Origin of the sequence: Bradyrhizobium sp. CCBAU 53421 (genome assembly GCF_015291625.1) — a bacterium.
GTDB lineage: Bacteria > Pseudomonadota > Alphaproteobacteria > Rhizobiales > Xanthobacteraceae > Bradyrhizobium.
The window spans coordinates 2,784,861-2,808,202 of sequence record NZ_CP030047.1 but is presented as its reverse complement, the minus strand read 5'-3'; the positions used below and the strand labels follow the sequence as shown (position 1 = coordinate 2,808,202).

Annotated in this window: 22 protein-coding genes and 1 riboswitch; of the genes, 14 read left to right on the top strand and 8 right to left on the bottom strand. The window is 65.6% G+C overall.

Annotation, left to right across the window (positions count from 1 at the left end):
• Nucleotides 1–23 precede the first annotated feature (23 nt).
• On the bottom strand, nt 24–713 hold the full coding sequence (locus XH92_RS13215; protein WP_194459597.1) for a methyltransferase domain-containing protein: 690 nt from the start codon (nt 711–713) through the stop codon (nt 24–26).
• Between the two features lie 33 nt (nt 714–746).
• The gene (locus tag XH92_RS13210) at nt 747–1,802 is read right to left on the bottom strand and encodes a glycosyltransferase family 1 protein (protein WP_194459596.1); all 1,056 of its coding nucleotides are present in this window, start codon (nt 1,800–1,802) and stop codon (nt 747–749) included.
• Between the two features lie 138 nt (nt 1,803–1,940).
• On the opposite strand from XH92_RS13210, the gene XH92_RS13205 reads away from it, so the two are divergent.
• Both XH92_RS13205 and XH92_RS13200 read left to right on the top strand, forming a co-directional pair.
• A complete protein-coding gene (locus XH92_RS13205; RefSeq protein WP_194459595.1) occupies nt 1,941–3,323 on the top strand; it encodes a TAXI family TRAP transporter solute-binding subunit in 1,383 nt (460 codons plus the stop codon).
• Between the two features lie 194 nt (nt 3,324–3,517).
• Entirely contained in the window at nt 3,518–4,300 is a 783-nt protein-coding gene (locus XH92_RS13200; protein WP_194459594.1) for a sulfite exporter TauE/SafE family protein, read from the top strand.
• A 52-nt stretch (nt 4,301–4,352) separates the two neighbouring features.
• Here XH92_RS13200 and XH92_RS13195 read toward each other — a convergent pair whose 3' ends face one another.
• Entirely contained in the window at nt 4,353–5,573 is a 1,221-nt protein-coding gene (locus XH92_RS13195) for an acyltransferase (RefSeq protein WP_246788390.1), read from the bottom strand.
• Between the two features lie 250 nt (nt 5,574–5,823).
• On the opposite strand from XH92_RS13195, the gene XH92_RS13190 reads away from it, so the two are divergent.
• The 3 genes from XH92_RS13190 (at nt 5,824) to XH92_RS13180 (ending at nt 9,624) form a co-directional block, all read left to right on the top strand.
• On the top strand, nt 5,824–6,513 hold the full coding sequence (locus XH92_RS13190; RefSeq protein ID WP_194459593.1) for a L,D-transpeptidase: 690 nt from the start codon (nt 5,824–5,826) through the stop codon (nt 6,511–6,513).
• A gap of 196 nt (nt 6,514–6,709) precedes the next feature.
• Nucleotides 6,710–8,278 carry a DUF4403 family protein gene (locus tag XH92_RS13185; RefSeq protein WP_194459592.1) on the top strand — a complete coding sequence of 523 codons (1,569 nt, stop codon included), beginning with the start codon at nt 6,710–6,712 and terminating at the stop codon, nt 8,276–8,278.
• A gap of 131 nt (nt 8,279–8,409) precedes the next feature.
• The gene (locus XH92_RS13180; RefSeq protein WP_194459591.1) at nt 8,410–9,624 is read left to right on the top strand and encodes an ABC transporter substrate-binding protein; all 1,215 of its coding nucleotides are present in this window, start codon (nt 8,410–8,412) and stop codon (nt 9,622–9,624) included.
• A 152-nt stretch (nt 9,625–9,776) separates the two neighbouring features.
• On the opposite strand, the gene XH92_RS13175 is transcribed toward XH92_RS13180, so the two are convergent.
• Nucleotides 9,777–9,929 (bottom strand): hypothetical protein, encoded by a 153-nt coding sequence (locus XH92_RS13175; protein ID WP_194459590.1) that lies wholly within the window; start codon nt 9,927–9,929, stop codon nt 9,777–9,779.
• 113 nt (nt 9,930–10,042) lie between these two features.
• Entirely contained in the window at nt 10,043–10,330 is a 288-nt protein-coding gene (locus XH92_RS13170) for a hypothetical protein (protein WP_194459589.1), read from the bottom strand.
• 627 nt (nt 10,331–10,957) lie between these two features.
• Between XH92_RS13170 and XH92_RS13165 the strand changes: the two genes are divergently transcribed.
• The 4 genes from XH92_RS13165 (at nt 10,958) to XH92_RS13150 (ending at nt 16,809) form a co-directional block, all read left to right on the top strand.
• The gene (locus XH92_RS13165) at nt 10,958–11,929 is read left to right on the top strand and encodes an HlyD family secretion protein (RefSeq protein ID WP_246788389.1); all 972 of its coding nucleotides are present in this window, start codon (nt 10,958–10,960) and stop codon (nt 11,927–11,929) included.
• Nucleotides 11,926–14,256, top strand: coding sequence for an ABC transporter permease (locus tag XH92_RS13160; RefSeq protein WP_194459587.1), 2,331 nt, complete (start codon nt 11,926–11,928; stop codon nt 14,254–14,256). Before XH92_RS13165 ends, XH92_RS13160 begins: the two co-directional genes overlap by 4 nt.
• Complete coding sequence (locus XH92_RS13155) at nt 14,243–15,214, top strand: HlyD family secretion protein (RefSeq protein WP_194459586.1); 972 nt, start codon at nt 14,243–14,245, stop codon at nt 15,212–15,214. The genes XH92_RS13160 and XH92_RS13155 overlap by 14 nt, the downstream gene beginning before the upstream one ends.
• A gap of 197 nt (nt 15,215–15,411) precedes the next feature.
• Nucleotides 15,412–16,809 (top strand): glycerophosphodiester phosphodiesterase family protein, encoded by a 1,398-nt coding sequence (locus XH92_RS13150; protein ID WP_246788388.1) that lies wholly within the window; start codon nt 15,412–15,414, stop codon nt 16,807–16,809.
• Between the two features lie 84 nt (nt 16,810–16,893).
• On the opposite strand, the gene XH92_RS13145 is transcribed toward XH92_RS13150, so the two are convergent.
• Nucleotides 16,894–17,436, bottom strand: a complete 543-nt coding sequence (locus tag XH92_RS13145) for a PRC-barrel domain-containing protein (protein ID WP_194459585.1) — start codon at nt 17,434–17,436, stop codon at nt 16,894–16,896.
• A gap of 381 nt (nt 17,437–17,817) precedes the next feature.
• Nucleotides 17,818–18,195 carry a PRC-barrel domain-containing protein gene (locus XH92_RS13140; protein ID WP_194459584.1) on the bottom strand — a complete coding sequence of 126 codons (378 nt, stop codon included), beginning with the start codon at nt 18,193–18,195 and terminating at the stop codon, nt 17,818–17,820.
• 286 nt (nt 18,196–18,481) lie between these two features.
• On the opposite strand from XH92_RS13140, the gene XH92_RS13135 reads away from it, so the two are divergent.
• The gene (locus XH92_RS13135; RefSeq protein WP_194459583.1) at nt 18,482–19,219 is read left to right on the top strand and encodes a response regulator; all 738 of its coding nucleotides are present in this window, start codon (nt 18,482–18,484) and stop codon (nt 19,217–19,219) included.
• A 2-nt stretch (nt 19,220–19,221) separates the two neighbouring features.
• Entirely contained in the window at nt 19,222–20,580 is a 1,359-nt protein-coding gene (locus XH92_RS13130; protein WP_194459582.1) for an ATP-binding protein, read from the top strand.
• A 46-nt stretch (nt 20,581–20,626) separates the two neighbouring features.
• Here XH92_RS13130 and XH92_RS13125 read toward each other — a convergent pair whose 3' ends face one another.
• On the bottom strand, nt 20,627–20,821 hold the full coding sequence (locus tag XH92_RS13125) for a hypothetical protein (protein WP_194459581.1): 195 nt from the start codon (nt 20,819–20,821) through the stop codon (nt 20,627–20,629).
• 385 nt (nt 20,822–21,206) lie between these two features.
• Between XH92_RS13125 and XH92_RS13120 the strand changes: the two genes are divergently transcribed.
• From XH92_RS13120 to thiS, 3 genes are all read left to right on the top strand, one after another.
• The gene (locus XH92_RS13120) at nt 21,207–21,734 is read left to right on the top strand and encodes a lytic transglycosylase domain-containing protein (protein WP_194459580.1); all 528 of its coding nucleotides are present in this window, start codon (nt 21,207–21,209) and stop codon (nt 21,732–21,734) included.
• 199 nt (nt 21,735–21,933) lie between these two features.
• A riboswitch (TPP riboswitch) is annotated at nt 21,934–22,077 on the top strand.
• Nucleotides 22,065–23,078 carry an FAD-dependent oxidoreductase gene (locus XH92_RS13115; RefSeq protein WP_194459579.1) on the top strand — a complete coding sequence of 338 codons (1,014 nt, stop codon included), beginning with the start codon at nt 22,065–22,067 and terminating at the stop codon, nt 23,076–23,078. (Overlaps the previous riboswitch by 13 nt.)
• Nucleotides 23,069–23,266, top strand: coding sequence for a sulfur carrier protein ThiS (thiS, locus tag XH92_RS13110; RefSeq protein ID WP_194459578.1), 198 nt, complete (start codon nt 23,069–23,071; stop codon nt 23,264–23,266). Before XH92_RS13115 ends, thiS begins: the two co-directional genes overlap by 10 nt.
• Nucleotides 23,267–23,342 lie beyond the last annotated feature (76 nt).

Sequence of the window (23,342 nt, the reverse complement as noted above, 5' to 3'; positions counted from 1 at the left end):
GGCCGCCTGGCAAGGCCGCCTTTTCAGGCCGCCTTGGCGACATCCACCTTGCGGAAGCGGACCAGCGAGAAATGGCCGAGCGGCGGGATCAGGCGGCGCTCCGCGAGCTCCATGCCGCGCGCGCCGGCCAGCCATTTGGTGTAGCGCGACCAGGCGAATTCGGCGGTCCGGAACCCGAGCGGGCGCACCACCGGCTGCAGCTTCTGCTCGATGAAGCGGCGGACGCCGGCATCGGCGCTGACGCGGGTCAGGACGATCATCTCGCCGCCCGGCTTCAGCACGCGGGCGAATTCGTCCATGGCTGCTTCCGGGTTCGGCACCGCGGACAGCACGTACTGCGCCATCACGACGTCGAACGAATTGTCGGGGAATTCGAGCTTCTCGGCGTCCATCACCGCGAGGCCTTCGACATTCTTCAGGCCCTGCTCGGTGACCCGCTTCTTGGCCTTCTCCAGCATCGCCTCCGAGATGTCGGTCCCGAAGATGCGCACATTCGGGCTATAGAGCGGCAGCGAGATGCCGGTGCCGACGCCGACCTCGAGCACGCGGCCACCGATCTTGTTGGTGGCCTGGATTGCAGCCTGCCGGCCCTTGCTGAACACGCCGCCGAACACGAGGTCGTAGATCGGGGCCCAGCGGTCATAGGCCTGCTCGACCGTCTCGCGGTCGAAGTCCAGGGAACGGTCGGCGCCCAGCTTGATGATTTCAGCCATAGATAGTCTCTCGTCTTTCGTTCGATTGAGCTGTTAATTCGGAACCGCACTGCGGCCGGCGACGCGGCGGGCGGGCCGCGGCGCGCGGCTCGGCTGCAACGTGGCCAGGTTGCCGATGAACTGACGCGCACTGTTCTCCCAGGAACGCTCCAACGCGAAATTGCGGCAGTCGGCGCGCGACATGTTCAGCGCGCGCAGGCAGGCGCTGCGCAGATCGTTGTCGATCGCGCCGATCGGGTGATCCGCGATGACGTCCTTCGGGCCGGTGACCGGGAACGCCGCGACCGGCGTGCCGCAGGCCAGCGCCTCGAGCTGCACGACGCCGAAGGTGTCCGTCAGGCTCGGGAACACGAAGACGTCGGCGGCGGCGAGGTGCGAGGTCAAATCCTGGCCCTTCTTCTCGCCGAGGAAAATCGCGTCGGGATATTTCTGTTCCAGCGCCGCCCGTTGCGGGCCGTCGCCGACCACGACCTTGGAGCCCGGCAGCTCCAGCGACAGGAAGGCGTCGAGGTTCTTCTCCACGGCGACGCGGCCCATGGTCATAAAGATCGGCCGCGGCAGATCGAGCAGCGCCGGCTGGTCCGGATTGAAGATCCTGGTGTCGACGCCGCGGGTCCAGAAGCCGAGCCTGCGGAAGCCGCGGTCGGCAAGCTCTGACCGCAGCGAGTCGGTCGCGACCATCGTCATCGATCCGGCGGCGTGGAAGTGGCGCAGCACGGCATAGCCGACGCTGTCGGGAATTCCGGTGCGCACCGAAACATATTCCGGGAAGCGCGTTGTATAGGATGTGGTGAAGGCGAGCTTGTTGCGCTGGCAATAGCCGCGCACCGCCCAGCCGATCGGTCCTTCGGTCGCGATATGGATCGCCTCGGGCGCGGCCTCCTCGATCCGGCGCGCGATCTCGCGGCGGTTCGGCAGCGCCATGCGCAGGCCCGGATAGGTCGGCACGCCGACCGAACGGAAGCCGTCAGGGGTAAGGAATTCGATCTCGGCGCCGAGCGTCGCCGCGCTGCGCGCGAGCGACGTCAGCGTCCGGACCACGCCGTTGACTTGCGGATGCCAGGCATCGGTCGCAACGAGTATGCGCATCGCAGGAGACCCAAATCGTTAATCTTGATTCTGCTCGCACGACGTTCTGACATGGATGTTTCAAACGTATGACGTCATCGAAATGTTAGGTTGTTTTTCACGGCAAAGTGCCGGTTTTTCGTGTAACATGACAGCCAGATGTCAGAGCAGAACGAACATCCCGGCGCCACGCGCCGCAGGCTCAAACGGCGAAACTCGTCGCTGCTGATCCTGGCGGCCGGCATCTTCGTGTTTGCCGTCGCCGCGGGCGTGCTGTTCTACGCGCTGCGTCCGGTGACGCTGAAGATCGCGGTCGGCCCGACCGGCAGCGAAGACGTCAAGCTCATCCAGGGTTTCGCGCAGGCCTTTGCGCGTGACGGCAGCTCGGTGCGGCTGAAGCCGGTCACGACCCAGGGAGCCGCCGAAAGCATCGCGCTGTTCACTGCGAACAAGGTCGACCTCGCGGTGGTGCGCGGCGATCTCAGTCTGCCGGCGAGCGCCGAGTCGGTTGCGATCCTGCGCAAGAATGTCGTTGTGCTGTGGGCGCCGTCGGGCGGCAAGGGCAAGCCGCGCTCCGCGAAGATCAAGGGCATCGACGATCTCGCCGGCCACAAGGTCGGCGTCGTCGGCAGCACCCCGGCCAACGTCACGCTGTTGCGCGTGATCCTGACCGAGTCCGGCGTCAACCCCGACAAGGTCACGATCAGCCAGTTCGCCGTCAACAAGGTCGCCGATCTTGCGCGCGATCCGTCGCTCGACGCCTACATGACCGTCGGGCCGCTCGACAGCAAGGTGACCGCGGAGGCGATCGCGGCGACCGCGGCAGCGCGCGGCGAACCGAAATTCCTTCCCGTCGACGTCTCGGAAGCGATCGCGCAGAAGCATCCGCTTTATGAGTCCGAGGAAATCGCCGGCAGTATATTCTCCTCGTCGCCGGCGCGTCCCGAGGACAAGGTCGAGACCGTCAGCGTCAATCACCTCATCATCGCGCAACATGCGCTGGAGGAATCGACCGTCGGCGCGCTCGACCGGCAATTGTTCACGCAGCGCCTGCAGGTCGCGCGCGATCTGCCGGGCGCGGCCAAGATCGAGAAGCCGGACACCGACAAGGATGCGGCATTGCCGGCGCATCAGGGCGCGGCCGCCTATATCGACGGCACCGAGCGCACCTTCCTCGAAAAATACTCCGACTACATCTGGGGCGGCATCCTGCTGGTCTCCGGCCTCGGCACGGCGGGCGCCTGGCTGCGCCACTACGTGAAGCGCGACGAGCGCGAGCGCTACATCACCCATCGCGACAATCTGCTGACGCTGATCGCGCGGGTGCGCGGCGCCGAGACGGCGGAGGAACTCGCCGCAATGCAGGGCGATGCGGACGCGCTGCTGCGCGAGGCGCTCGACTGCTACGACGACGGCGCGATCGAGGAAGGCGACCTCTCGGTGATCGGGCTGACGCTCGAGCAATTCCATCACGCCGTCTCCGACCGCCGCGCGGTAATCAACGGCGACAGGCCGGGCGTGCCGAGGATGCGCGCCGGCTAAAGCACAACCCGGAAAAGTGCAAAGCGGTTTTCCCTCGCGACAAACGCGAAGCGTTTGCGCGGAGATCATGCTCATCGCCTTAAGCGCGCACGCCGATTGCACCGAGAGCAATGTGCACCGAGAGCAATGTTTGGATTGCGCGTGCATGCGCGCGTGGCCATGTTAAGTACGACCACAACGCTCCGCACGACATTATGATCACGTCCGTCTTCGCTGACCTGCCCGCGCCATTCGTGCTCGCGGTTGCCCTCGCCGGCGTCTTCCTGATCGCGTTCATGAAGGGCGCGTTCGGCGGCGGCTTCGCCATCGTCGGCATCCCGCTGCTCTCGCTGGCGATGGATCCGGTCGCGGCCGGCGCGCTGCTCGCGCCGCTGTTCGTCGTCATGGACATCACGGCGCTGCGGTTCTGGCGCCCCAACACGTGGTCGCGCGTCGACCTCGCGATGCTGCTGCCGGCGCTCGTCGTCGGCATCGGCCTCGGCTATTTCGTGCTGCGCGATCTCGACCGGCATGCGGTCGAGATCGTGATGGGCCTGGTGACGTTGGCGTTCGCCGCGCTGTGGTTCATCGGCGGCGGCGAGATCGAGCCGCGCCCGCGCTCGACGATCAAGGCTACCTTCGCCGGGCTCTCCTCCGGCGTCACCACGATGGTCGCGCATTCGGGCGGGCCACCGCTTGCGATCTATCTGCTGCCGCTCGGCATGTCGAAGGCGCTTTACGCCGGCACCACCAGCCTGTTCTTCACGGTCGGCAACCTGCTGAAGGCCGGTCCGTGGCTGGTGCTCGCGACGCCGTCGCGAAGCTTGTGGATGCTGATGGCGCTCTGCGTGCCCGCCGTGCCGGTCGGCGTCTGGGCCGGCTGGCGGCTGCACGAGCGCCTCGACCAGCGCGCGTTGTACCGCGCCTGCTACGCCATTCTCGTCGTCACCGCGGCCAAGCTGTTGTGGGACGGACTGGCCGGATACATTCACCTCTGAGCGTCGGCGGCGCTCCTGCACCTCTGAGCGCTGGCGGTGTTGTTGCGTCTCGTCAGGAAGATCGCGCGCTCCGGCTGCCGCTGACGCTGACGGCAAGCGGCCCGATGCCCTCGAGCGGCTCGGCGATAGCCTCCGGCTCGAGGCGCTTGCGCGCCACGAACGAGAAATGGCGGCGCAGCTTCAGGACCGGCTTCTCGATCCAGTGCCAGGAGAACGCCGCGAACGCCGTGATCAGCACCAGCGCGGCGGCGAACTGGACGATCATCGACACGTTCGGCAGCCACACCTTCACCACCTGCTGCATCGGAAAGCCGTACAGATAGATGCCGTAGGAATAATCGCCCTTCGAAAACAGCGGCAGCCGCGGCAGATTGGAGACGCCGAGGAACACGGTGATGTAGACCAGCGCCGGCGCGATGACGGCATTGAGGACGGGCTGGGTCATCCAGGGCGCCGGGCCAAGCAGCACGGCGCCGAGGCACAGCGCACAGCAGGCGGCGAGAATGCGCCCGTCATAGGGGATGCGGTCGCGGTAAAGGTAGACCGCGATTGCAAGCAGACAGGCGACCGGCAATTTCGCACCGCGTCCGAGAAACAGCGCCGTGCTAAAAATCTTGTCATGCAGCGTTCCCGCGACGCCGGCAGGCAGCTGGGGCGGCGTTGCCGTATGCCCCGTGAACTGCACGGCAAGGCCGATACCGACCAGCACGACGACACCGGTCACGATCAGTGCCGGCTTGCGCAGCAGCCCCAAGGCCATGATGGCCGCCATCACCGCGTAGCAGCCGTATTCGAACGGCACCGTCCACAGCGAACTGTTGACCTCCGGCGCGGGATTGCCGCTGAACACGCCCGGCAACGTGTAATTCACGAGGCCGACGACGTTCGTGAAATATTTCCAGGTGCCGGCGCTGGCGAAATAATCCCAGAGCGGCAGCGTCGTGAAGATCGGTCCGAGGATCAGCGCCGATAGCACGATCTCGACCGCGAGCGCCGGAATGATCCGCAATCCGCGGTTGATCAGGAATTCCTTAACGCTGAGCCGCAGCCCGCTTGCGGCGATCAAAAATCCGCTCAATGCGAAGAACATCACGAGGATGGCGAATTGCGGAAACCAGAGGATCGACGTCGGATCGGAGTCGCCGCGACCGGTGGCAACATAGGGTGTATGGCCCGCGACGACGGCGATCGCGAGCGCAACGCGGAGAAAATCGAACCCGGGACCAAAGCCTTTCTGCCGATCCAGCATGCTCCCGATCGAAGGCGCTGGCATGATTTCCACTCCATTCCAAACCACGCCTTCGGACAGCAAGCCTCGTGCCAGGATAGATGTCCTGATGCGGCACAACCTACCCGGCAAGGCGCCCTTAACCGGTCGACGAAACACCGACGAAACAAATCCCTAACGGCACGAAACCATTTTGGCGGTTTCGTGCAAACGTCCTGAAACGCCTCACCTGTACTGGTTTGAACCAACGACGCGCCGGAACTGGCGCGCAGGGCGCAAACAACAGGGGTCGACAATGTTCAATTCCGTCAAGCTGAACGCACGTCTCGCTGCCGCCGCCTTCGGTGCGCTGGCGATCAGCACCGTCGCTTTCTCTAACTCCGCCGCGGCCGCTCCGCTGCCGATATTCCCCTTCATCCTGACGCCGCCGACCGAGGCCGCGCAGCCGCCGGTGCAGTCGATGCCGCAGGCGCAGGAGGAAGACCGTTCGGTCGAATTGCCCGCCCGCCTGCGCCGCCAGGTCGTCGCCTATCCGACCCGCGAGGCGGCCGGCACCGTTATCATCGATACCCCGCACACCTATCTCTATCTCGTGCTCGGCAACGGCCAGGCGATGCGCTACGGCATCGGCGTCGGCCGCGACGGCTTCACCTGGTCGGGCACCCAGACCATCACCAAGAAGGCGGAGTGGCCGGATTGGACCCCGCCGCCGGAAATGATCGCCCGCCAGCCCTATTTGCCGCGCCACATGGCCGGCGGCCCCGGCAACCCGCTCGGCGCCCGCGCCATGTATCTCGGCGGCACCGTGTACCGCATCCACGGCACCAACGCGCCGGAGACGATCGGCACCCACGTGTCCTCGGGCTGCCTGCGCCTGACCAATGAGGACGTCACCGACCTCTATGCGCGGGTCAGCGTCGGCACCAAGGTGATCGTGCTGCCGATGACCGACCGCCGCGCCGATCTCGGCTCGGCCGTCCGCTAAGCCCGACATATTCAGACATCGACGACGGCTCCGGCATCATGCCGGGGCCGTTGTCGCGTTCATAATCGTTAACGTCCAGATCGTTAACTTACAGGTGATCGCCGCTTCCGCCCCCGAAGCAGCTTGATCCCGCCACACTGGCGCCCTCGTCGGCGGGCCTGTACAACCCGTCAAGTTGATTTCATCCGGGGGAATGATGCGTCTACCGATGCATCCAAGAACGATCGCGCTCGGGCTCACGGTGGTGCTGGTCTCGTTCGCGATCAGCCTGAAGGCCATGGATTGGCTGGCACCGAGCGTCACGGTACAGACGCCGCCGCTGGTCCAGTTGCCGCCGCTGCCGCAGGCGCCGCGCTCCTCGACGGTCGTGGCGCAGGTCTCGGTGGCGCTGTCGGCGATCCGCGATGCCGCCGAACGCGGCGCGCCGAAGACTTTTGGCGGCAAGGCCGACAACCCGGTGCAGCAAATCCTGCAGAATGCCGACATCGGCTGGACCGCCTCGCGCGGACCGATCGCGGCCACCGGCGCGCAGGACGTGCTGACGCTGACGACCCCGATCAGCGGCACGCTGAAGGTCACCGGCTCGTTATCGGCACAGGCGACCGGCGCGGTCAGCAACGCACTCGGCAGCCTGCTCGGCGGCAACGTCGCCAAGCAGATCGGCGCGGTGAACATCAAGAACGTCAACGCCAATGCCGACATCAAGGGCAGCGTCACCCTGACCGCGCGGCCGAAGCTCGGCGCGTCCTGGCGGATCGAGCCGAACCTGCAGGCCCAGGTCAATCTCGGCGACACCAGCCTGTCGGCCGCCGGCGTCCGCATCAGCGTGCCGGCCCAGGTCAAGCCCGTGATCGACAAGGCGGTCGCCGACCAGATTTCCGTGGTCGAGGCCCGATTGCACAACGACCCGGTGTTCCAGAACGCTGCCCGCACGCAATGGGTCAAGGCCTGCCGCTCGATCCCGCTGCAGGGCACCGGCGGCACCGCGTCGATGCCGCCGATGTGGCTCGAGCTGCGTCCGACCCGCGCGATCGCCGCACAGCCGAAGGTCGATGCGTCCTCGCTGATCCTGACCATGGGGATCGAGGCCGAGACGCGGATCACGGAGACGCAGACCACGCCGAATTGCCCGTTCCCCGACAAGCTTGCGATCGTGCCGCCGATGCCGAGCCAGGTCTCGGTCGGCCTGCCGGTCGACATGTCGTTCACCACGCTGACCCAGCTCGCGGAGGCCCAGCTGAAGGGCAAGACCTTCCCCGAGGACGGCTCCGGCCCGGTCGACGTGACCGTCAAGAGCGCGAGCATCGCCGCCTCCGGTGACCGCCTTCTGATCTCGCTCCTGGTGCACGCCAAGGAGAAGAAGAGCTTCTTCGGCCTCGGCGCCGAGGCGACCGTGCACATCTGGGGCCGGCCGCGGCTCGACCAGGCGGCGCAGACGCTGCGGCTGACCGACGTCGAGCTGGCGGTCGAGTCCGAGGCCGCGTTCGGCCTGCTCGGCGCCGCCGCGCGCGCGGCGATCCCGCATCTGCAGCAGGCGCTGGCCGACCGGATGGTCGTCGACCTCAAGCCATTCGCGACCAACGCGCAGCGCAAGATCACCGCCGCGATCGCCGACCTGCAGAAGAACGAGGAAGGCATCCGCGTCGACGCCGACGTCAACAGCATCCGCCTTGCCGGCATCGCGTTCGATTCGAAGACGCTCCGGGTGATCGTGGAGACCGACGGCACCATCAAGGCCGCCGTCACCGCGCTACCGGCGCTGTAGGGCGCGGATCCGGCGTTCCGTCCGCCGCGCCCCGCATGCCCAAAAAGTCGTCTTTGCGACAGGTTGCCGCACCGGATAGAAGGTGCTTCGTGAAAGCAACCTCGAACGAAAAAGTCAGGGAGAGAAATACGATGAAATCGCTCTTGGCCGCGGCAGCGGCCGGCCTCGCGCTTGCGGTCTCCGGCACCGCGGCGAACGCCCAGATCTCCGACGACGTCGTGAAGCTCGGCGTGCTCACCGACATGTCGAGCCTCTATGCGGACGCCACCGGCAAGGGCTCGGTCGCCGCGGTCGAGATGGCGGTCGCAGATTACGGCGGCAAGGTGAAGGGCAAGCCGATCCAGGTCGTCGTGGCCGACCATCAGAACAAGCCAGACGTCGGCGTCAGCATCGCGCGCAACTGGTACGACAACGACAAGGTCGATGCGATCCTCGACGTGCCGACCTCGTCGGTCGCGCTGCCGATCTCGGCGCTGACGCGCGAGAAGAACAAGATCCACATCAATTCCGGCGGCGGCTCCTCCGACATCACCGGCACCGCCTGCTCGCCCAACACCGTGCACTGGACCTACGACACCTACGCGCTGTCGAACGTCGCCGGCAAGGCGATGGTCAAGCGCGGCGACGACACCTGGTTCTTCGTCACCGCCGACTACGCCTTCGGCATGGCGCTGGAGCGCGACGCCGCCAACGTCGTCAAGGAGACTGGCGGCAAGGTGCTGGGCGACGTGCGCCATCCGCTCAACTCGTCGGACTTCTCGTCCTTCCTGCTGCAGGCGCAAGCCTCCAAGGCCAAGGTCGTGGCGCTGGCCAATGCCGGCGGCGACACCACCACCGCGCTGAAGCAGGCCGCCGAGTTCGGCCTGACCCAGGGCGGCCAGAAGCTGATCGCGCTGCTGATGGAGATCACCGACACCCACGCGCTGGGCCTGAAGGCGACGCAGGGCCTGATCGTCACCGACGCCTTCTACTGGGACATGAACGACGAGACCCGCGCCTTCTCGAAGCGCTTCAACGAGAAGGTCGGCCACATGCCGACCATGATCCAGGCCGGCCTCTACTCGGCGACCATGCATTACCTGAAGGCGATCGAGGCCATCGGCACCGACGAGGCGCCGAAGGTGATGGAGCAGATGCGCAAGACGCCGATCAACGACTTCTTCGCCAAGAACGGCCATATCCGGATCGACGGCCGCATGGTGCACGACATGTATCTGTTCGAGACCAAGAAGCCTGAGGAATCCAAGGGCGAATGGGATCTCTACAAGCTGATAGCCACCGTGCCCGGCGACGAAGCCTTCCGCCCGCTCGACAAGGGCGGCTGCCCGCTGGTGAAGTCGAATTGACCGGCACGCCGCTGCGGGCGGCCGGGCCGCCCGGCCACAACAAACAAGAAAGCGCCCGGCTACCAACCGGGCGCTTTTCTTTGAGCGATCAATTCCTATCGACCGCCTGGTCAGTCAGCGCTGAAGCAGACTCACCGCTATTTCATCGCGCTTCAATCGGCATTGCCGCGCGGGATCATCCAGGTCGAGAACCTCTGCCAGACGCCTGCGCCGAGATTGCGCTGATATGCGATGAAATCGGCATGGTCGCCGTGCACCAGTTCGTAGCGATAGTAGTTTGAGAGGTCGTTGGTCTGCTTGGTCATGGAACGTCTCCGTCGTGAGGGAAGGTCCTGTATTTCGACGTAGTCGCGGCACGCCCGGCGTCAATAGGATGATTGACATCATTCAATCACAGCCGCGAGAGCGGCTCGCGCCGTCAGCGCCTGGCGCGATGCGAAACGTGGCGCGGCACATCCGCAACACCGATGCCGGCCTCCCGCTGCTGGATCGCCTGCAACACCGCCGGCGGTTGCAGCACCAGGGCGGCCGCGCGCGTTGGCGCGCCGTTGTTGAGAACGTCGCGATAGGGATAGAGCGCCTGGTAGGCGGCCGGCTCCGAGATTGCAGCCTGGGCCGAGGCCGCCGTCGCCGTGATGGCCGACAGCACTGCTGCCAGCGCGATAGTGTTGAACGTCGTTCCGAGGTGGGAAATCCTGGTAGTCATGGTAACGCTCCCGCGATTTACATCGCATACGATTAATTCGTTCCCGCCTGATTAAGGCATGGCACGGCCGGACTTCAAGTATCCCGATTTAATCGGATGCGATTTATTCGGACGCAGGGCTTCAAATATCCGTGTGGGTCGCTGCGCCATGCGTGGCCCACAATGGCGGCCTGCGGGAGCCACGCGGACGGCGCCGAAGTCCGCGGGCGCGCTGCGGATCGCGGACGCGGACCGGAGTGGAGCCTGAGTTCAACGTCACGGCAGGCCTGGCCAGTCACGAGCACCGACAGGCAGGCAGGCCTCGCGTGTCAAGCGCTCCGGTTGATGCACACGGCACTCATCCCACCTCCGCTGGAATTGTGCATGCAACGGCTCGTCGATGACGCACGCATCGAAACGAAATCGCTTCGCTCGCCGCAGCCGCGGTTGCTTCGGTCAAATTCGAGCCGGATCGGACAGGCTGCCGAGGTTGGCAGGATTTAACATCCACGCCATAGTGAATGCCTATCCTGGTCGTGAGCCAATGTGGGGTCAGCTATGGACGTGTCATCTTCTGGTAGCGAGAACCAAAGCACGTCGGCGCCACCCCAGGCAGCGCACCAGGACAATGCACACGCCGCGACACGCATGCCGGCCATCATCGTCGGCGTCATTGCAGCGATCATCGTTGCGCTCTCGGTCTATTATCTGCTGCGGCCCGAGCCGCTGCTCGTGCAGGGCGAGGTCGATGCAACGCGGCTCGATATCGCCGCGCGCGTTGACGGGCGGGTCAAGGAGATCCCGGTCGAGCGCGGACAGAACGTTACGGCGGGCGCCGTCCTGGTGAAGATCGACAATCCGGAAACGCTCGCAAAACAAGACCAGATGCGGGCCGCCAAGGCCGTTGCTGACGCGCAACTCGCCAACGTCATGGTCGGAACGCGGGTCGAAACCATCGCCGCGCGTAAGGCGGAGATGGAGCGCGCGGAGGCCGCGCAGGTGCTGGCCCAGAAGACCTTCGATCGCGCCAAGACATTGACCGAGCAAGGCAACGCACCGCAGGCGCGTCTCGACCAGACCACCGATGCGCTGCACGAGGCCGAGCGCGGGCTCGATCAGGCGAAATCGGCCTATGAGCAGGCGGTCAACGGTTACACCAAGGAAGAACGCGCGATCGCGAAAGCCAATGTCGAGAAGGCCGAAGCCGACATTCAGAGCGTCCAGTCGGTGATCGACCAGCTCGCGGTCTACGCCCCGGTCGCAGCACAGGTCTATCAGCGCAACGTCGAGCCGGGCGAGTTCGTCTCGCCGGGCGTGCCGCTGGTGACGCTGATCAATCTCGGCGATCTGTGGATCCATTTCGATCTACGCGAGGATCTCGTCAAAGGCCTGAAGGTCGGCGACAAGTTCGACGTCCGGATTCCGGCACTCGACGACCGTCATGTCACGGTTGAGGTCAAGCTGATCGCCACCAAGGGCGAATATGCGAGCTGGCGGGCGACCCGCGCCACCGGCGATTTCGATTTGCGGACATTCTCGATCCGCGCCTATCCAGTGCAGCCGGTGCCCGAGCTGCGGCCCGGCATGAGCGCCTATCTCGACTGGCGGTCGCGCCAATGAGGCTGGCCTCAAAGCCCGGATTCTGGCGGGTCGCGCAGCGCGAGTGCCAATGGCTGCTGCGCGACCGCGTGGCCTTGCTGCTGATCTTCGGCGTGCCGCTGTTCGCTTTCGTGGTGCTCACGGCCGTGTTCAGCCAACCGGTGATCCGGGGCCTTGGCGTCACCATCGTCGACACCGACAAGTCGGACACCTCGCGCGCGCTGACACAGCAGGTCGCGGCATCGCCGAGCCTGAGAATTGTCGACGATTCCGGCTCGCTGGCATCAGCCGTGCAGGACATCCGGTCCGGCAAGGCGATCTCGGCGATCTTCGTCCCGCCGAATTTCGAACGCGACCTGAAGGCCGACCGTCGCCCGCAGGTCGTCGGCTTCTACAACCAGCAATTCCTGACCGCGGCCGGCATCGCCTCGTCGGGCCTCAACGATGTGCTGTCCGCGGCGGCGAGCGCGGCCGCTCCCGCCAATCGCGCCGCTCCCGCACCGGCGTCGATGGGGACGCTATCCGCGGAGACCATCGCGCTGGTCAATCCGCAGAAGAACTACGCGCAATTCCTGCTGCGCGCGCTGCTGCCGACCATCATCCACGTGGTGATCACGCTCGCCGCGGGCTATTCGGTCGGCTCCGAATTCCGCCGCCGCAACGCCCGCGAGTGGCTCGAAAGCGCCGGCGGCGATCCGATCGCCGCGCTCGCCGGCAAGCTGGCGCCGCTGTTCGTGATCTTCATCCTGATCATGCTGGCCCAGCCGCTGATCCTCGAGGGCGTGCTGCAGATTCCCTTCAAGGGCGACGTGCTGCTGATGATCGCCGCAGGCCTGCTCCTGATCATCGCCTATCTGTCGCTCGGCGCGCTGTTGCAGCTCCTGGTCGGCGATCTCGCGACAGGGCTCGGACTTGCCGGTCTGATCGCCTCCCCTGCGTTCGGCTATGCCGGTGTCGGCTTTCCCACCATCGGCATGAATACATTCGCGCAGGTCTGGAGCGCGATCCTGCCGCTGCGCTGGTACATGGCGGTGCTGATGGGACAGGCGGCGCGCGGATTGCCGGCATCGGAATCGGCCGTTCCCTTCGCGGCGCTCGCAGGGCTCACGCTGCTGTTTGCCGCGCTCACGTGGTGGCGCATGGCGAGCCTGACGCGCCGGGGTTGGTTTGCGACGGCGCGACCGGCCGAACCGGCGGTCAGCGAGCAGACGCCACCCGGCGTCGGCGGCGCCTTCGTGGCGGAGTGGCGGCGCGTGCTCGGAACGCGCAGCGCCTTCAGCCTGCTGTTCCTGGCACCGTTGGTCTACGGCATCTATTATCCGCAACCCTATCTGAACCAGATCCTGCGCAAGCTGCCGATTGCGGTGGTCGACAATGATCTTAGCGATCTCTCGCGCCAGATCGTCGAGACGCTCGATGCCAGCGGCACATTGAGCGTGACGGTGCGCGCCCGCACCCTTGCGGAGGCAAGCACCGCGATCGACCGCGGTTACGCATTTGCCGCCGTGCAGATTCCGCCCGGCACGGAGCGCGACGTGCTCAAGGGCCTCACCGCGCATATCCCGGTCTACGCCGACGCCACCTATCTGTTCATCTTCCGATCGACCGCAGGCGCCGTCGCCACTGCGATCGGCACGCTGACATCCGAATTGGTGTCGCGGGGCGCCCGCGCCGACGGAAGTCTGGTCAAGGCGAAACTCGCGAACCTCAGCCCGGCCAACGTTCTGCTGCAACCGATCTTCAACCCGGTCGGCGGCTATGCGAGCTACATCGTCCCGGCGGCGTTCATCCTGATCTTGCAACAGACGCTGCTGATCGGCGCGGCGATGCTGACCGGCACGGCGCTGGCAGGCTCCCGCGGCGCAGTCGCCGGCGTGCTCGGGCGCGGCATTGCCCATCTGACCATCTATTTGCCGGCGGTCGCGCTCTATCTGATCGTGCTGCCGCGCGTGTACGGTTTTTCCGCGCTGGGGCATTTGCCGGAGCTGTTCGCGCTCGCGAGTGTGTTCATTCTGGCGACGAGCTTCATGGGACAGGCGATCGGCGCCTGGTTCACGCGGCCGGAGAACGCCACCATCCTGCTGCTGGCGACCAGCCTGCCGCAATTCTTCACCGCCGGCTTCGCCTGGCCGCGCGAGGCCATCCCCCCTGCGGCGACGGCGCTCGGCCGCCTGTTCCCGGCCGACTCGGCGATCGACGGCCTCGTGCGCATCAACCAGCTCGGCGCGAGCATCTGGGAGGTCTCGCACGACTGGCTCAGGCTGTGGTGCCTGGGCGTTGGCTATTTCGTGCTCGCCGTGGTCTCCGCGCTGGTGTTCAAGAGAGGACAGCAAGATGCCCAACGCTAGGCGCATCGCCATTGTCGCGATCCCGCTTGTGCTCGTCGCGGGGGCGCTGATCTACGCCGAGGGCCGCGCGACGCCGGCGCCCGCCATCGTCGGCGTGGTGCGCTCGACCGAGGTCAGGATCGAGCCGGAAGTCAACGGCCAGCTGGTGTCGATCGCGGTCGAGAAAGGCGCGCAGGTGCACGCGGGCGACGTCCTCGCCAAGCTCTCCGCGATCGAGTTGAGCGCACAGGCCGACCAGGCGCGGGCCGCGCTCGCCGCAGCGGTGGCGAGCCGTAACAACGTCTATGCCGGCGTGCGCCGCGAGCAGATCGACTCGCTGCAGGCTGCGATCTCCAAGGCCAATTCGCGCCTTGGCTATGTGGAGACCCAGCTCAAGCGGATCACCACGCTGGCGAGCCAGAACTTTGAAACCCAGCAGGCGCTCGACCAGGCCGAGAACGATGTTGCCGCCGCGCGCGCCGGCGTGGCGGCGGCGCAGGCGAATTACGATGCCGCCGTCGCGGGGCCGACCAAGGAGGAGCGCGCCATCGCCGACGCGCAGGTGCAGGCGGCCGCAGCCGCCGTCGCGGTGCTCGAGCGCCGTCTCGACAAGATGGTGCTGCGCGCGCCGGTCGACGGCGTGGTCAGCGTGATCGCCGCGGAAGTCGGCGAGAACGTTCGTGCCGGCCAGCCGGTCCTGATGATCGCAGCGGCCGGCAAGCAATGGCTGTCGTTCAATGTGCGCGAGGACCATCTCGACGGTCTTGCGGTCGGCAACACCGTGAACGTGATCCGGAGTGCCGCAGGCGGTGCGACAAAGGCCCTGATCACCGAGTTGCGGCCGCTTGGAGTGTTCGCCACCTGGCAGGCCGAGCGCGTGATCGGTGATCACGATCGCAACACGCTGCGCCTGCGCCTCGACCCCGCGGGCGCCGCCGAAGGTCTCGAGCCTGGCATGAGCGTCCGGATCGAACGTTGACAACACGCGGTGCCTGGCTGCGAGCGGGAATGACAAGCGTGGCGCCGCCCGCGCACATCCCGTAGGACTTTATCAGCCGCCCCGCCGAATGGTCATCGGACTGTCAGAAGATTGCGACAAGAAGACAAAAGCGTGGGCCTTTCGGCTCGGCCCTCATGGCATCGCCCCGATGCCACGCAAAAGATGGAGATTTGGCCGTGAAGCAGATTCGTTCGCGACGGAAGGTGCATGTTGGAGCGATGCTGCTGGGTGCGGCGGCCTTGGCCGTCCTGCTGCCGTCGATGGCATCAGCGCAAACCGGCTCGGCGCCATCAGGCACAAAACCCTTCCTGACCGTCGACGGCAAGCAGCCGCTGGTGATCGGGCATCGCGGCGTGCCGGGCCTGGTGCCCGAGGAGACCGAGGCATCGTATGAGCTGGCCGCCGACCTCGGCACCGACTCGCTCGAGGAGGACCTGCATCTGACCAAGGATTGCGTGCTGGTGGCCCGTCACAATCCCTGGCTCGGCGACAACACCAACGTCGCCGAGGTGGCGAAGACCAACGCCGCGGTTGCGGCCCGCAAGCGCAGGGCGCCGGGCGTTCCCGTCAAGGTGAAATGGGCGCAAACGCCGACCAGCGGGCCGGCCGAATACCCGACCGATCTGATCGATCCGGCCGATCCCAAATCGGTGCTGAAGGCGCTGATCGTCGACGGCGACGACCATACCAACGACTGGTCGATCACCGATTTCACCATGGCCGAGCTGAAGGAGTGGATCGCCGGCACCACCTATGATGCGGCCAACGAACGGCCAAAGCTGTTCAACGGCAAGTTTCCGGTCATCAGCTTCCAGGACATCATCGACATCGCCAAGGCCAAGAGCAAGGCAACGGGGCGCACGATCTCGGTCTATCCGGAAACCAAGAATCCGACCTGGAACAATGCGCAGGCGATCGCCAATGGCTGCGGCTCGCCCGGCAGCCACCCGCTCGAGGATGCCCTGATCAAGATCATCAAGGAAAACGGCCTCAATGCGAAGGACGCTCCGATCATCGTGCAGAGCTTCGAGCCCGGCAGCCTGAAATACATGCGCAGCCATGGACTGGAAACGCGGCAGGTCCAGCTGATTGACGGCAACGGCGTCGACTTCAAGACCGGCAAGGTGCTGCTCAACAACATCGCCAATTCCCGTCCCTACGACTGGACGGTTGCGGGCGATGCCCGCACCTTCGATGCGATGCTGACGCCCGAGGGCCTCGCGGAGATCAAGACCTATGCCGACGGCATCGGTCCGTGGAAGGCCTATATCGTCCCCTACAAGATCTCACCGTGGAAGGACAGCACCACCGACGGCAAGCCCTACAAGGGATCGACGGCGGAGGCTTCGACGCAGGATGCAACCAGCGTCATTGCCGACGCGCACAAGCTCGGCCTGTTCGTGCATGTCTTCACGTTCCGGAACGAGAAGAAATATCTGGCGGCCGACTACCGCGGCGATCCCAGCCTCGAATATCTGAAGTTCTTCCGTCTCGGCGTCGACGGCGTGTTCACGGATTTCACCCACACCGGCGTCGCCGCCCGCGCGGCGTACTTGCGCGAACTCGGCTGGTGACGACAGACGCAGATTTCTTGCACCTCATGACAGAATGCGCCCGGCATCGCCGGGCGCATTTGCCTTTACGCAACGCGATCCGTGTCAGTCGGTCGAGTACTTGAACTCGGGCATCGCCTTCAGCTCATCCTTGGTAGCGCTGAACACTGCGTGATCCGGGTACCAGGGATTCGGCTTCGACGCCGCCGCCGCGGGCGCCGCGCCCGTTGTGGTGGTCGACTTGGTCGTGCTGTCGGTGTTCGAGGCACCGGTATAGGCGATTGGCTCGTTGACGAATTTCACCTTGTCGATCGGCACGGCGACCAGATGCTCGCCGACGCCGAGGAAGCCGCCGACCCCGATCACCACGGCCTTGATGGTACCGCCCTTCTCCATCAAGAGATCATTGATCGAGCCGACGCTCTCGTTCTTGTCGTTGTACACGCTCAGTCCAACGACCTTCGACGCGCGCCAGTTGCCCTTGAATTCGGTCGGCGACGTGGCCGACGTTGATGCAGCTGGAGCCTGCGACGTGGTTGACGCCGCAGGAGCCATCTTGTCGCTCTTGTCGGTGGGCGCCTGCGCAAACGCAACGGTCGCAAGCAGTGCGGAGCCGGCCGCGCCGGCAACGATGGATTTGATCAACATCATGCGCTCTCCTCAGTTCGCAAAATCGATGCTGGGAGAACCCGGGATATCGGCGACCGTTCCTATCGAACCTGCGCTCAAAAGCCGCTTCGGCGGGTGGGAACACCAATGCTTGGGAACGCCATGGAGGCGGTGCGCCAAAGCCGCACAGATAGACTTCCGCAACACTTGGAACATTGCAGTGCTTGACGAAAGCGACCGTCACTACTCCAAGTAAGCTGCGGTTGAGCCTCGCGACTGTGCCGGACGCGCAATCCCTGATGTGACGATGTTTGGCTCACTAAGTCGTCCCGGCGAACCGCGCTACACGCGCCGGCATTCACCCCAGCGATCACATCATCGATCGACAGACGTCGATCAGGCGCGTCCATCGCCGCGCGTTCAAAAGCCGCCCCAATAGGGCGGCACACCGTAGAAGCGATGCAGCTCGACTTCCTGCGAGCGATCGCCCCAATCGAAATCCTTGTCGGCGCGGAACGACGGTGCACGCTTCAGCTCGTCGTCCTCGATATCGAGCTCGTAGGCCTCGAACTTCGGGTTGTAGTGCAACCGGCCCCACGGCAGCGGAAGCAGGTTGGTTCCGATGCCGAGGAAGCCGCCGAAGCTCAGCACCGCGTACGACACCTTGCCGGAGATCTTGTCGATCATCAGCCGCTCGATGTGGCCGATCATGTCGCCATTGGCGCGGCGCACCGCCGTCCCCTCGACGCGATCGCTTGCAATGAGCTGATGCGGCCTTGTCTTGACCTCGATGACCATCTCTCCCTCCTGGCCTGAAAGGGAAATAACGCGTCGCCGGGGAAACCGGTTCCGAGCCGGGTATGACAGCCACCCTTCCCCTTTCCAGCGCCCCTCCTCGCACCGGCCCAGGAGACCTCTGCCGGAGGAGTTCGGACCGAATTTCAACGCATTAGCTTGATGACAGAACGCTAACTTTTCTCCCCGCCGGGGACCTGTTTAACTCGATCGGCTGGGCGAGACTTCAGAAATACACTGAAACAAAATTCCTGAGCCGCTTTCCCCGAATCACGGACAAAAGATCGGTATGACCCAGGCTGCGCCCAATATCCTTGTCGTCGAGGACGATCGCGAGACGCGGTCCCTCATCGCAAAATATCTCCGTACCAATTCCTGTCATGTCACGACCGCCTCCGACGGCCGCGAGATGGCCAAGGCCATGACCGACCACCGGGTGGATCTCCTGGTGCTCGATGTCATGCTGCCCGGCGAGGACGGCCTCAGCCTGTGCCGCAAGGTGCGGGCGGAGTCGCAGACGCCGATCATCATGCTGACGGCGCGCGGCGAGGACGTCGACCGCATCCTCGGCCTCGAAATGGGCGCCGACGATTACCTGGCAAAGCCGTTCAACCCGCGCGAGCTGCTGGCGCGGATCAACGCGGTGCTGCGCCGGCAGGCCGCCGCGCGCAACGCCAGCGCGATCGAGGGCGCGACCACGCTGACCTTCCTCGGCTGGCGCATCGACATCCGCCTGCGCGAGCTGCGCAACCCGGAAGGCGCGCGCGTCGCCATGACCAGCGCCGAGTTCGACCTGCTGCGCACCTTCTGCGAACGGCCCGGCCGCGTGCTGTCGCGCGACAGCCTGCTCGACCTGACCCAGGGCCGCAGCGCCGGCTCGTTCGAACGTTCGATCGACGTGCTGGTCAGCCGTATCAGGCGCAAGATCGAGCCCGATCCGCAGGAAGCCACCATGATCAAGACGGTGCGCTCCGGCGGCTATGTGTTCACTCCGAGGGTGGAGGCGGTTTCCGCCACGAACAACTGATCATGAAGCTGCTGCGCGTGCTGAGTCTGCGGGGGATCGGCGCCCAGATGGCGGCGCTGGTCGTCGTCTCGATCGTCGCGCTGCACCTGATCATCACGGCCACCTTCCTGATCCATCGCCCCGACAGGCCCGAGCCGTCCGATCGCTGGCACACCCAGCTCGCCGCCACCGCGCAGCTGCTCGGGCACGCCCCGGCATCGGAGCGGCCGCGGCTCCAGGCCGACGTTGCGCGTGCCTTCCCGCAGCTGGCAATCGGTGATTTTGCGTCCGATGCCAGCGGCCTCACCGAGACCGACACGCCGAGCCTGCACGCGCTCCGCCGGCTCGGCGCCGGCTATCGCGTCTTCCAGCTGCCGCGCGAGACAGGCGGCACGCCGCATGACAACGGGATCCGCCGCGTCGCGATCCGCCTGCCCGACGGTGCCATGTTCGCCGCGAACCTGATGCCGGACCAGCACATGCGGCCGTTCTGGGGCGGACCATGGATGATGACGGTGCTGTTCGCCGTCATCAGCGTCACCCTGCTCGGCCTGTGGGCGGCCTGGGCGCTGACGGCGCCGCTGTCGTCCTTCGTCAAGGCCGCCGAGACCTTCAGCCTGAACGGCGCCGCAGCGCCGCTGCCCGAACGCGGCCCCGAGGAGATCCGCTCGCTGGCCAAGGCGCTGAACCGGATGCGCGAGCGCATCACGGCATTGATCGACGACCGCACCAAGATGCTGGCCGCCATCAGCCACGACCTGCGCACGCCGATCACGCGGATGCGGCTGCGCGCCGAATTCATCGAGGACGAGACCCATCGCCACCGCATGCTGCGCGACCTCGACCAGATGCGCTCGATGCTGGAATCGGTGCTGTCGTTCCTGCGCAACGACCGCAAGCTAGAGGAGATGACGCTGGTCGACATCGCGAGCACGCTGCACCTCGTCACCGACCAGTTCGCCGACATGGGACACAAGGTTAGCTACGAGGGTCCGCAGCACGCGATGGCGACGGCGCGGCCCGCCGACCTGCATCGCAGCATCACCAACCTGGTCGACAATGCCGTGCGCTTCGGCGGCGAAGTCGCCGTTCGCCTCGACGTCAAGACGGATCGCCTCGTCATCGACATCGAGGATGACGGCCCGGGCATTTCCGACGCGCACAAGGCGAGCGTGCTGGAGCCGTTCGTGCGCGGCGACCAGGCGCGCAACATGGACGAGGCCGAAGGCTTCGGCCTTGGCCTGTCGATCGCCAACGCCATCGTGCTCGCGCATGGCGGCACGCTGTCGTTGCACGATCGCAAGCCGCATGGCCTCGTGGTCCGGATCGAGCTGCCGGCGCGTCAGCAGCAGCTGCAATCGCCGCGGAAATCCGCAGCCTGATCAGCCGGGGCTGATCGGCGACCGAGCCGAACCGATAATCAAGGCATCAGGCGGCGAGCGGCGTGAGCTGCGCGGTGTCGTAGATCGCGATCGCCTCGAAGCGGTAATTGCAGGCGCGGCAATTCCACAGGAACGTCGTGCGCCCCTCGCTGTGCTCCACCCAATCGGGGCGGGCAATCGGCTTGCCGCATTGCGCGCAGGGATTTTCGCGAGGCATGTAGCCGGTGTCCTGACGGACCATGGCGCATCTCCCGAATGTTGTTTCTTGCGTGCTTTGGAACGGACAGACGTGCTGACTGAACACGCTTGTCGTATGAGAAGTGTAGACCTTCATCGAGTCAATTGCACGACAATCCGCTGTGGATAGTGTGCGGCAAAACGTGGTCGAGAAAATCGGAGAAGAAAATCGGACGCCAAGACGATCGGCGACAATTTTTGGCTGAGGCGATTGAAGCAAACAATTTGAAGCATCTATCCTCGCGATCGCATCATCCGCCGCACCGGCACCCGGACAATCACGGACGCAGATCGTTCGCCGATGCGAAGGTTTTGCCACATTCCTGCCCGCTCGCCGTACCAATGAGACCGCGGAACCGACGCGCGTTTGATCACCCGGGCAACCCGAGATGAAGACCCTTCAGAGCCTTAGCTACCTTGCCGCGGCCATCGCGGTGCTGGCGTCCTGCGCCGGCGCACATGCACAATCGCGGGCGCAATATGAGGCGATGGTGGCGGCCGAGGCGCAAGCCAACCTGGTGCCGGAAGAGCTGGTGCATCGCGTCATCGTCCGCGAGAGCAAGTACCATCCGCAGCTGATCGGGCGCGGCGGCACCATCGGACTGATGCAGATCAAGCTCGGCACCGCGCGCGGCCTCGGCTACACCGGTACCGCCGAGGGGCTGCGCGACCCCGGCACCAACCTCAAATACGGCGTCAAATACCTCGCCGGCGCCTATCGCGCCGCCAATGGCGACCACGACCGAGCCGTGCGTTATTTCGCGGGCGGGTATTACTACGTCGCAAAGCGGCAGCGCGGCGGTCACCTCAAGGAGGCGACACATGGCGGCGCGGGCGCGCCGCCGAAGGAGCTCGCCAAGCAAGAGCAATTGCCGGCTGATACCGCCGAGCCGAAGCCGGAACCAGCTTCCAAATAGGTGCTAGCGTGTCCCGGACGCGGTGCAACGCGCAGCGTTGCTTCGCAGAGCCGGGACCCTACGTTTCGAGAGAATAGGCCCCGGCTCGGCAGCGCACCGCTGTCGCGCTGCGCTGCGCCCGGGGCACGCGCGCTCTGCACGCGCCGCGGTGCAACTCCTGGCATACAAGTTGACACATCCGCCCATCCGCCTACATTAGGGGCGTTCCGAGGGGTGCTCCGAAGGAGGAGCTGAGATACCGCAAGCTTGGACTTCGCCATCATGGCGATCAGTTCGGGACCGCGGTGACCCTTTGAACCTGATCCGGGTCATGCCGGCGAAGGGACAGGGATGTATCAGACGTCAAGACCGCGGGGGGATTCCCCCGTCTCCATCATCGGCGCAGGCATAACCGGCGCCTGGCATGCGTTGTTGCTCGCAGAGGCCGGACGTGCCGTCACCCTGCATGAGCGGAGTGACGCTGCGATGACGGAATCCACAAGCCACTGGGCCGGCGGCATGCTGGCGCCCTGGTGCGAGGAGGAGGCAGCCGAGCCGGTGATCACCCGCCTCGGCATCCGCTCGCTCGATTTGTGGCGGCGGCATCTTCCGGAAACCCCCTTCAACGGTTCGCTGGTGGTGACGCATCCGCGCGACCGTGCCGATTTCGAGCGCTTTGCCCGCCTCACGTCAGGTTATCGCCGGCTCGACGCCGAGGGCGTCCGCGGACTCGAACCGGCGCTCGAGGGCCGCTTCCGTGAGGGCCTGTTCTATCCCGAAGAGGGTCATGTCGAGCCGCGCCGCGTGCTGCCGCGGCTGCATGCCGCGATCGCCAAGGCCGGCGGCGCCATCAAGTTCGGCAGCGACGCCGAGGCTGACGATCTCGACGGCCTCGTGATCGACTGCCGGGGACTGGCCGCGCGCGACCGCGAGCCGAGCCTGCGCGGCGTAAAGGGCGAGATGATCGTCATCGAGACTGCGGAGGTCGAATTGTTGCGCCCGGTGCGGCTGATCCATCCGCGCTGGCCGCTCTACGTGATCCCACGCGGCGACGGCCGCTTCATGCTGGGCGCGACCTCGATCGAGGCCGAGGACAACGGCGTCAGCGTGCGCTCTGCGCTGGAACTGCTGGGCGCCGCCTACGTGGTGCATCCGGCGTTCGGCGAAGCGCGCATCGTCGAATTCGGCGCCGGCCTGCGCCCGGCCTTCCCGGACAATCTGCCGAAAATCAGGATCGAGCAGGAACGCATCACGGTGAACGGACTCTACCGTCACGGCTTCCTGCTGGCGCCGGCGCTGGCCGAGCTGACGCTCGGCTATCTTTCGCGCGGCGAAATCGACAATGAGGTGATGCAATGCGCGTGATCGTCAACGGCGAGCAGCGGGAGATCAGCGCCGTCAGCGTCGACGCGCTGCTGGCCGAGCTCGACTACGAGGGCACGCATTTCGCGATCGCAGTGAACTACGACGTCGTGCCGAAGGGCCGCTGGGCCGACACCGCACTCAAGGCCGGCGACGAGATCGAGATCATCACGCCGCGGCAGGGAGGGTGATGGGATGACGCGCGATCGCGCCATCTACTCAGCTGTCATCGCCCGGCTTGGCCGGGCGATCCAGTACGCCGCGGCT

Coding starts and splice junctions, on each gene's coding strand:
- XH92_RS13195 (WP_246788390.1), bottom strand. CDS start 5,573: ATGCCAGCGCCTTCGATCGGGAGCATGCTGGATCGGCAGAAAGGCTTT.
- XH92_RS13130 (WP_194459582.1), top strand. CDS start 19,222: ATGAAGCTGCTGCGCGTGCTGAGTCTGCGGGGGATCGGCGCCCAGATG.
- XH92_RS13185 (WP_194459592.1), top strand. CDS start 6,710: ATGCGTCTACCGATGCATCCAAGAACGATCGCGCTCGGGCTCACGGTG.
- XH92_RS13120 (WP_194459580.1), top strand. CDS start 21,207: ATGAAGACCCTTCAGAGCCTTAGCTACCTTGCCGCGGCCATCGCGGTG.
- XH92_RS13135 (WP_194459583.1), top strand. CDS start 18,482: ATGACCCAGGCTGCGCCCAATATCCTTGTCGTCGAGGACGATCGCGAG.
- XH92_RS13205 (WP_194459595.1), top strand. CDS start 1,941: ATGTCAGAGCAGAACGAACATCCCGGCGCCACGCGCCGCAGGCTCAAA.
- XH92_RS13200 (WP_194459594.1), top strand. CDS start 3,518: ATGATCACGTCCGTCTTCGCTGACCTGCCCGCGCCATTCGTGCTCGCG.
- XH92_RS13145 (WP_194459585.1), bottom strand. CDS start 17,436: ATGTTGATCAAATCCATCGTTGCCGGCGCGGCCGGCTCCGCACTGCTT.
- XH92_RS13155 (WP_194459586.1), top strand. CDS start 14,243: ATGCCCAACGCTAGGCGCATCGCCATTGTCGCGATCCCGCTTGTGCTC.
- thiS (WP_194459578.1), top strand. CDS start 23,069: ATGCGCGTGATCGTCAACGGCGAGCAGCGGGAGATCAGCGCCGTCAGC.
- XH92_RS13170 (WP_194459589.1), bottom strand. CDS start 10,330: ATGACTACCAGGATTTCCCACCTCGGAACGACGTTCAACACTATCGCG.
- XH92_RS13215 (WP_194459597.1), bottom strand. CDS start 713: ATGGCTGAAATCATCAAGCTGGGCGCCGACCGTTCCCTGGACTTCGAC.
- XH92_RS13180 (WP_194459591.1), top strand. CDS start 8,410: ATGAAATCGCTCTTGGCCGCGGCAGCGGCCGGCCTCGCGCTTGCGGTC.
- XH92_RS13140 (WP_194459584.1), bottom strand. CDS start 18,195: ATGGTCATCGAGGTCAAGACAAGGCCGCATCAGCTCATTGCAAGCGAT.
- XH92_RS13115 (WP_194459579.1), top strand. CDS start 22,065: ATGTATCAGACGTCAAGACCGCGGGGGGATTCCCCCGTCTCCATCATC.
- XH92_RS13190 (WP_194459593.1), top strand. CDS start 5,824: ATGTTCAATTCCGTCAAGCTGAACGCACGTCTCGCTGCCGCCGCCTTC.
- XH92_RS13165 (WP_246788389.1), top strand. CDS start 10,958: ATGCCGGCCATCATCGTCGGCGTCATTGCAGCGATCATCGTTGCGCTC.
- XH92_RS13175 (WP_194459590.1), bottom strand. CDS start 9,929: ATGACCAAGCAGACCAACGACCTCTCAAACTACTATCGCTACGAACTG.
- XH92_RS13210 (WP_194459596.1), bottom strand. CDS start 1,802: ATGCGCATACTCGTTGCGACCGATGCCTGGCATCCGCAAGTCAACGGC.
- XH92_RS13125 (WP_194459581.1), bottom strand. CDS start 20,821: ATGGTCCGTCAGGACACCGGCTACATGCCTCGCGAAAATCCCTGCGCG.
- XH92_RS13160 (WP_194459587.1), top strand. CDS start 11,926: ATGAGGCTGGCCTCAAAGCCCGGATTCTGGCGGGTCGCGCAGCGCGAG.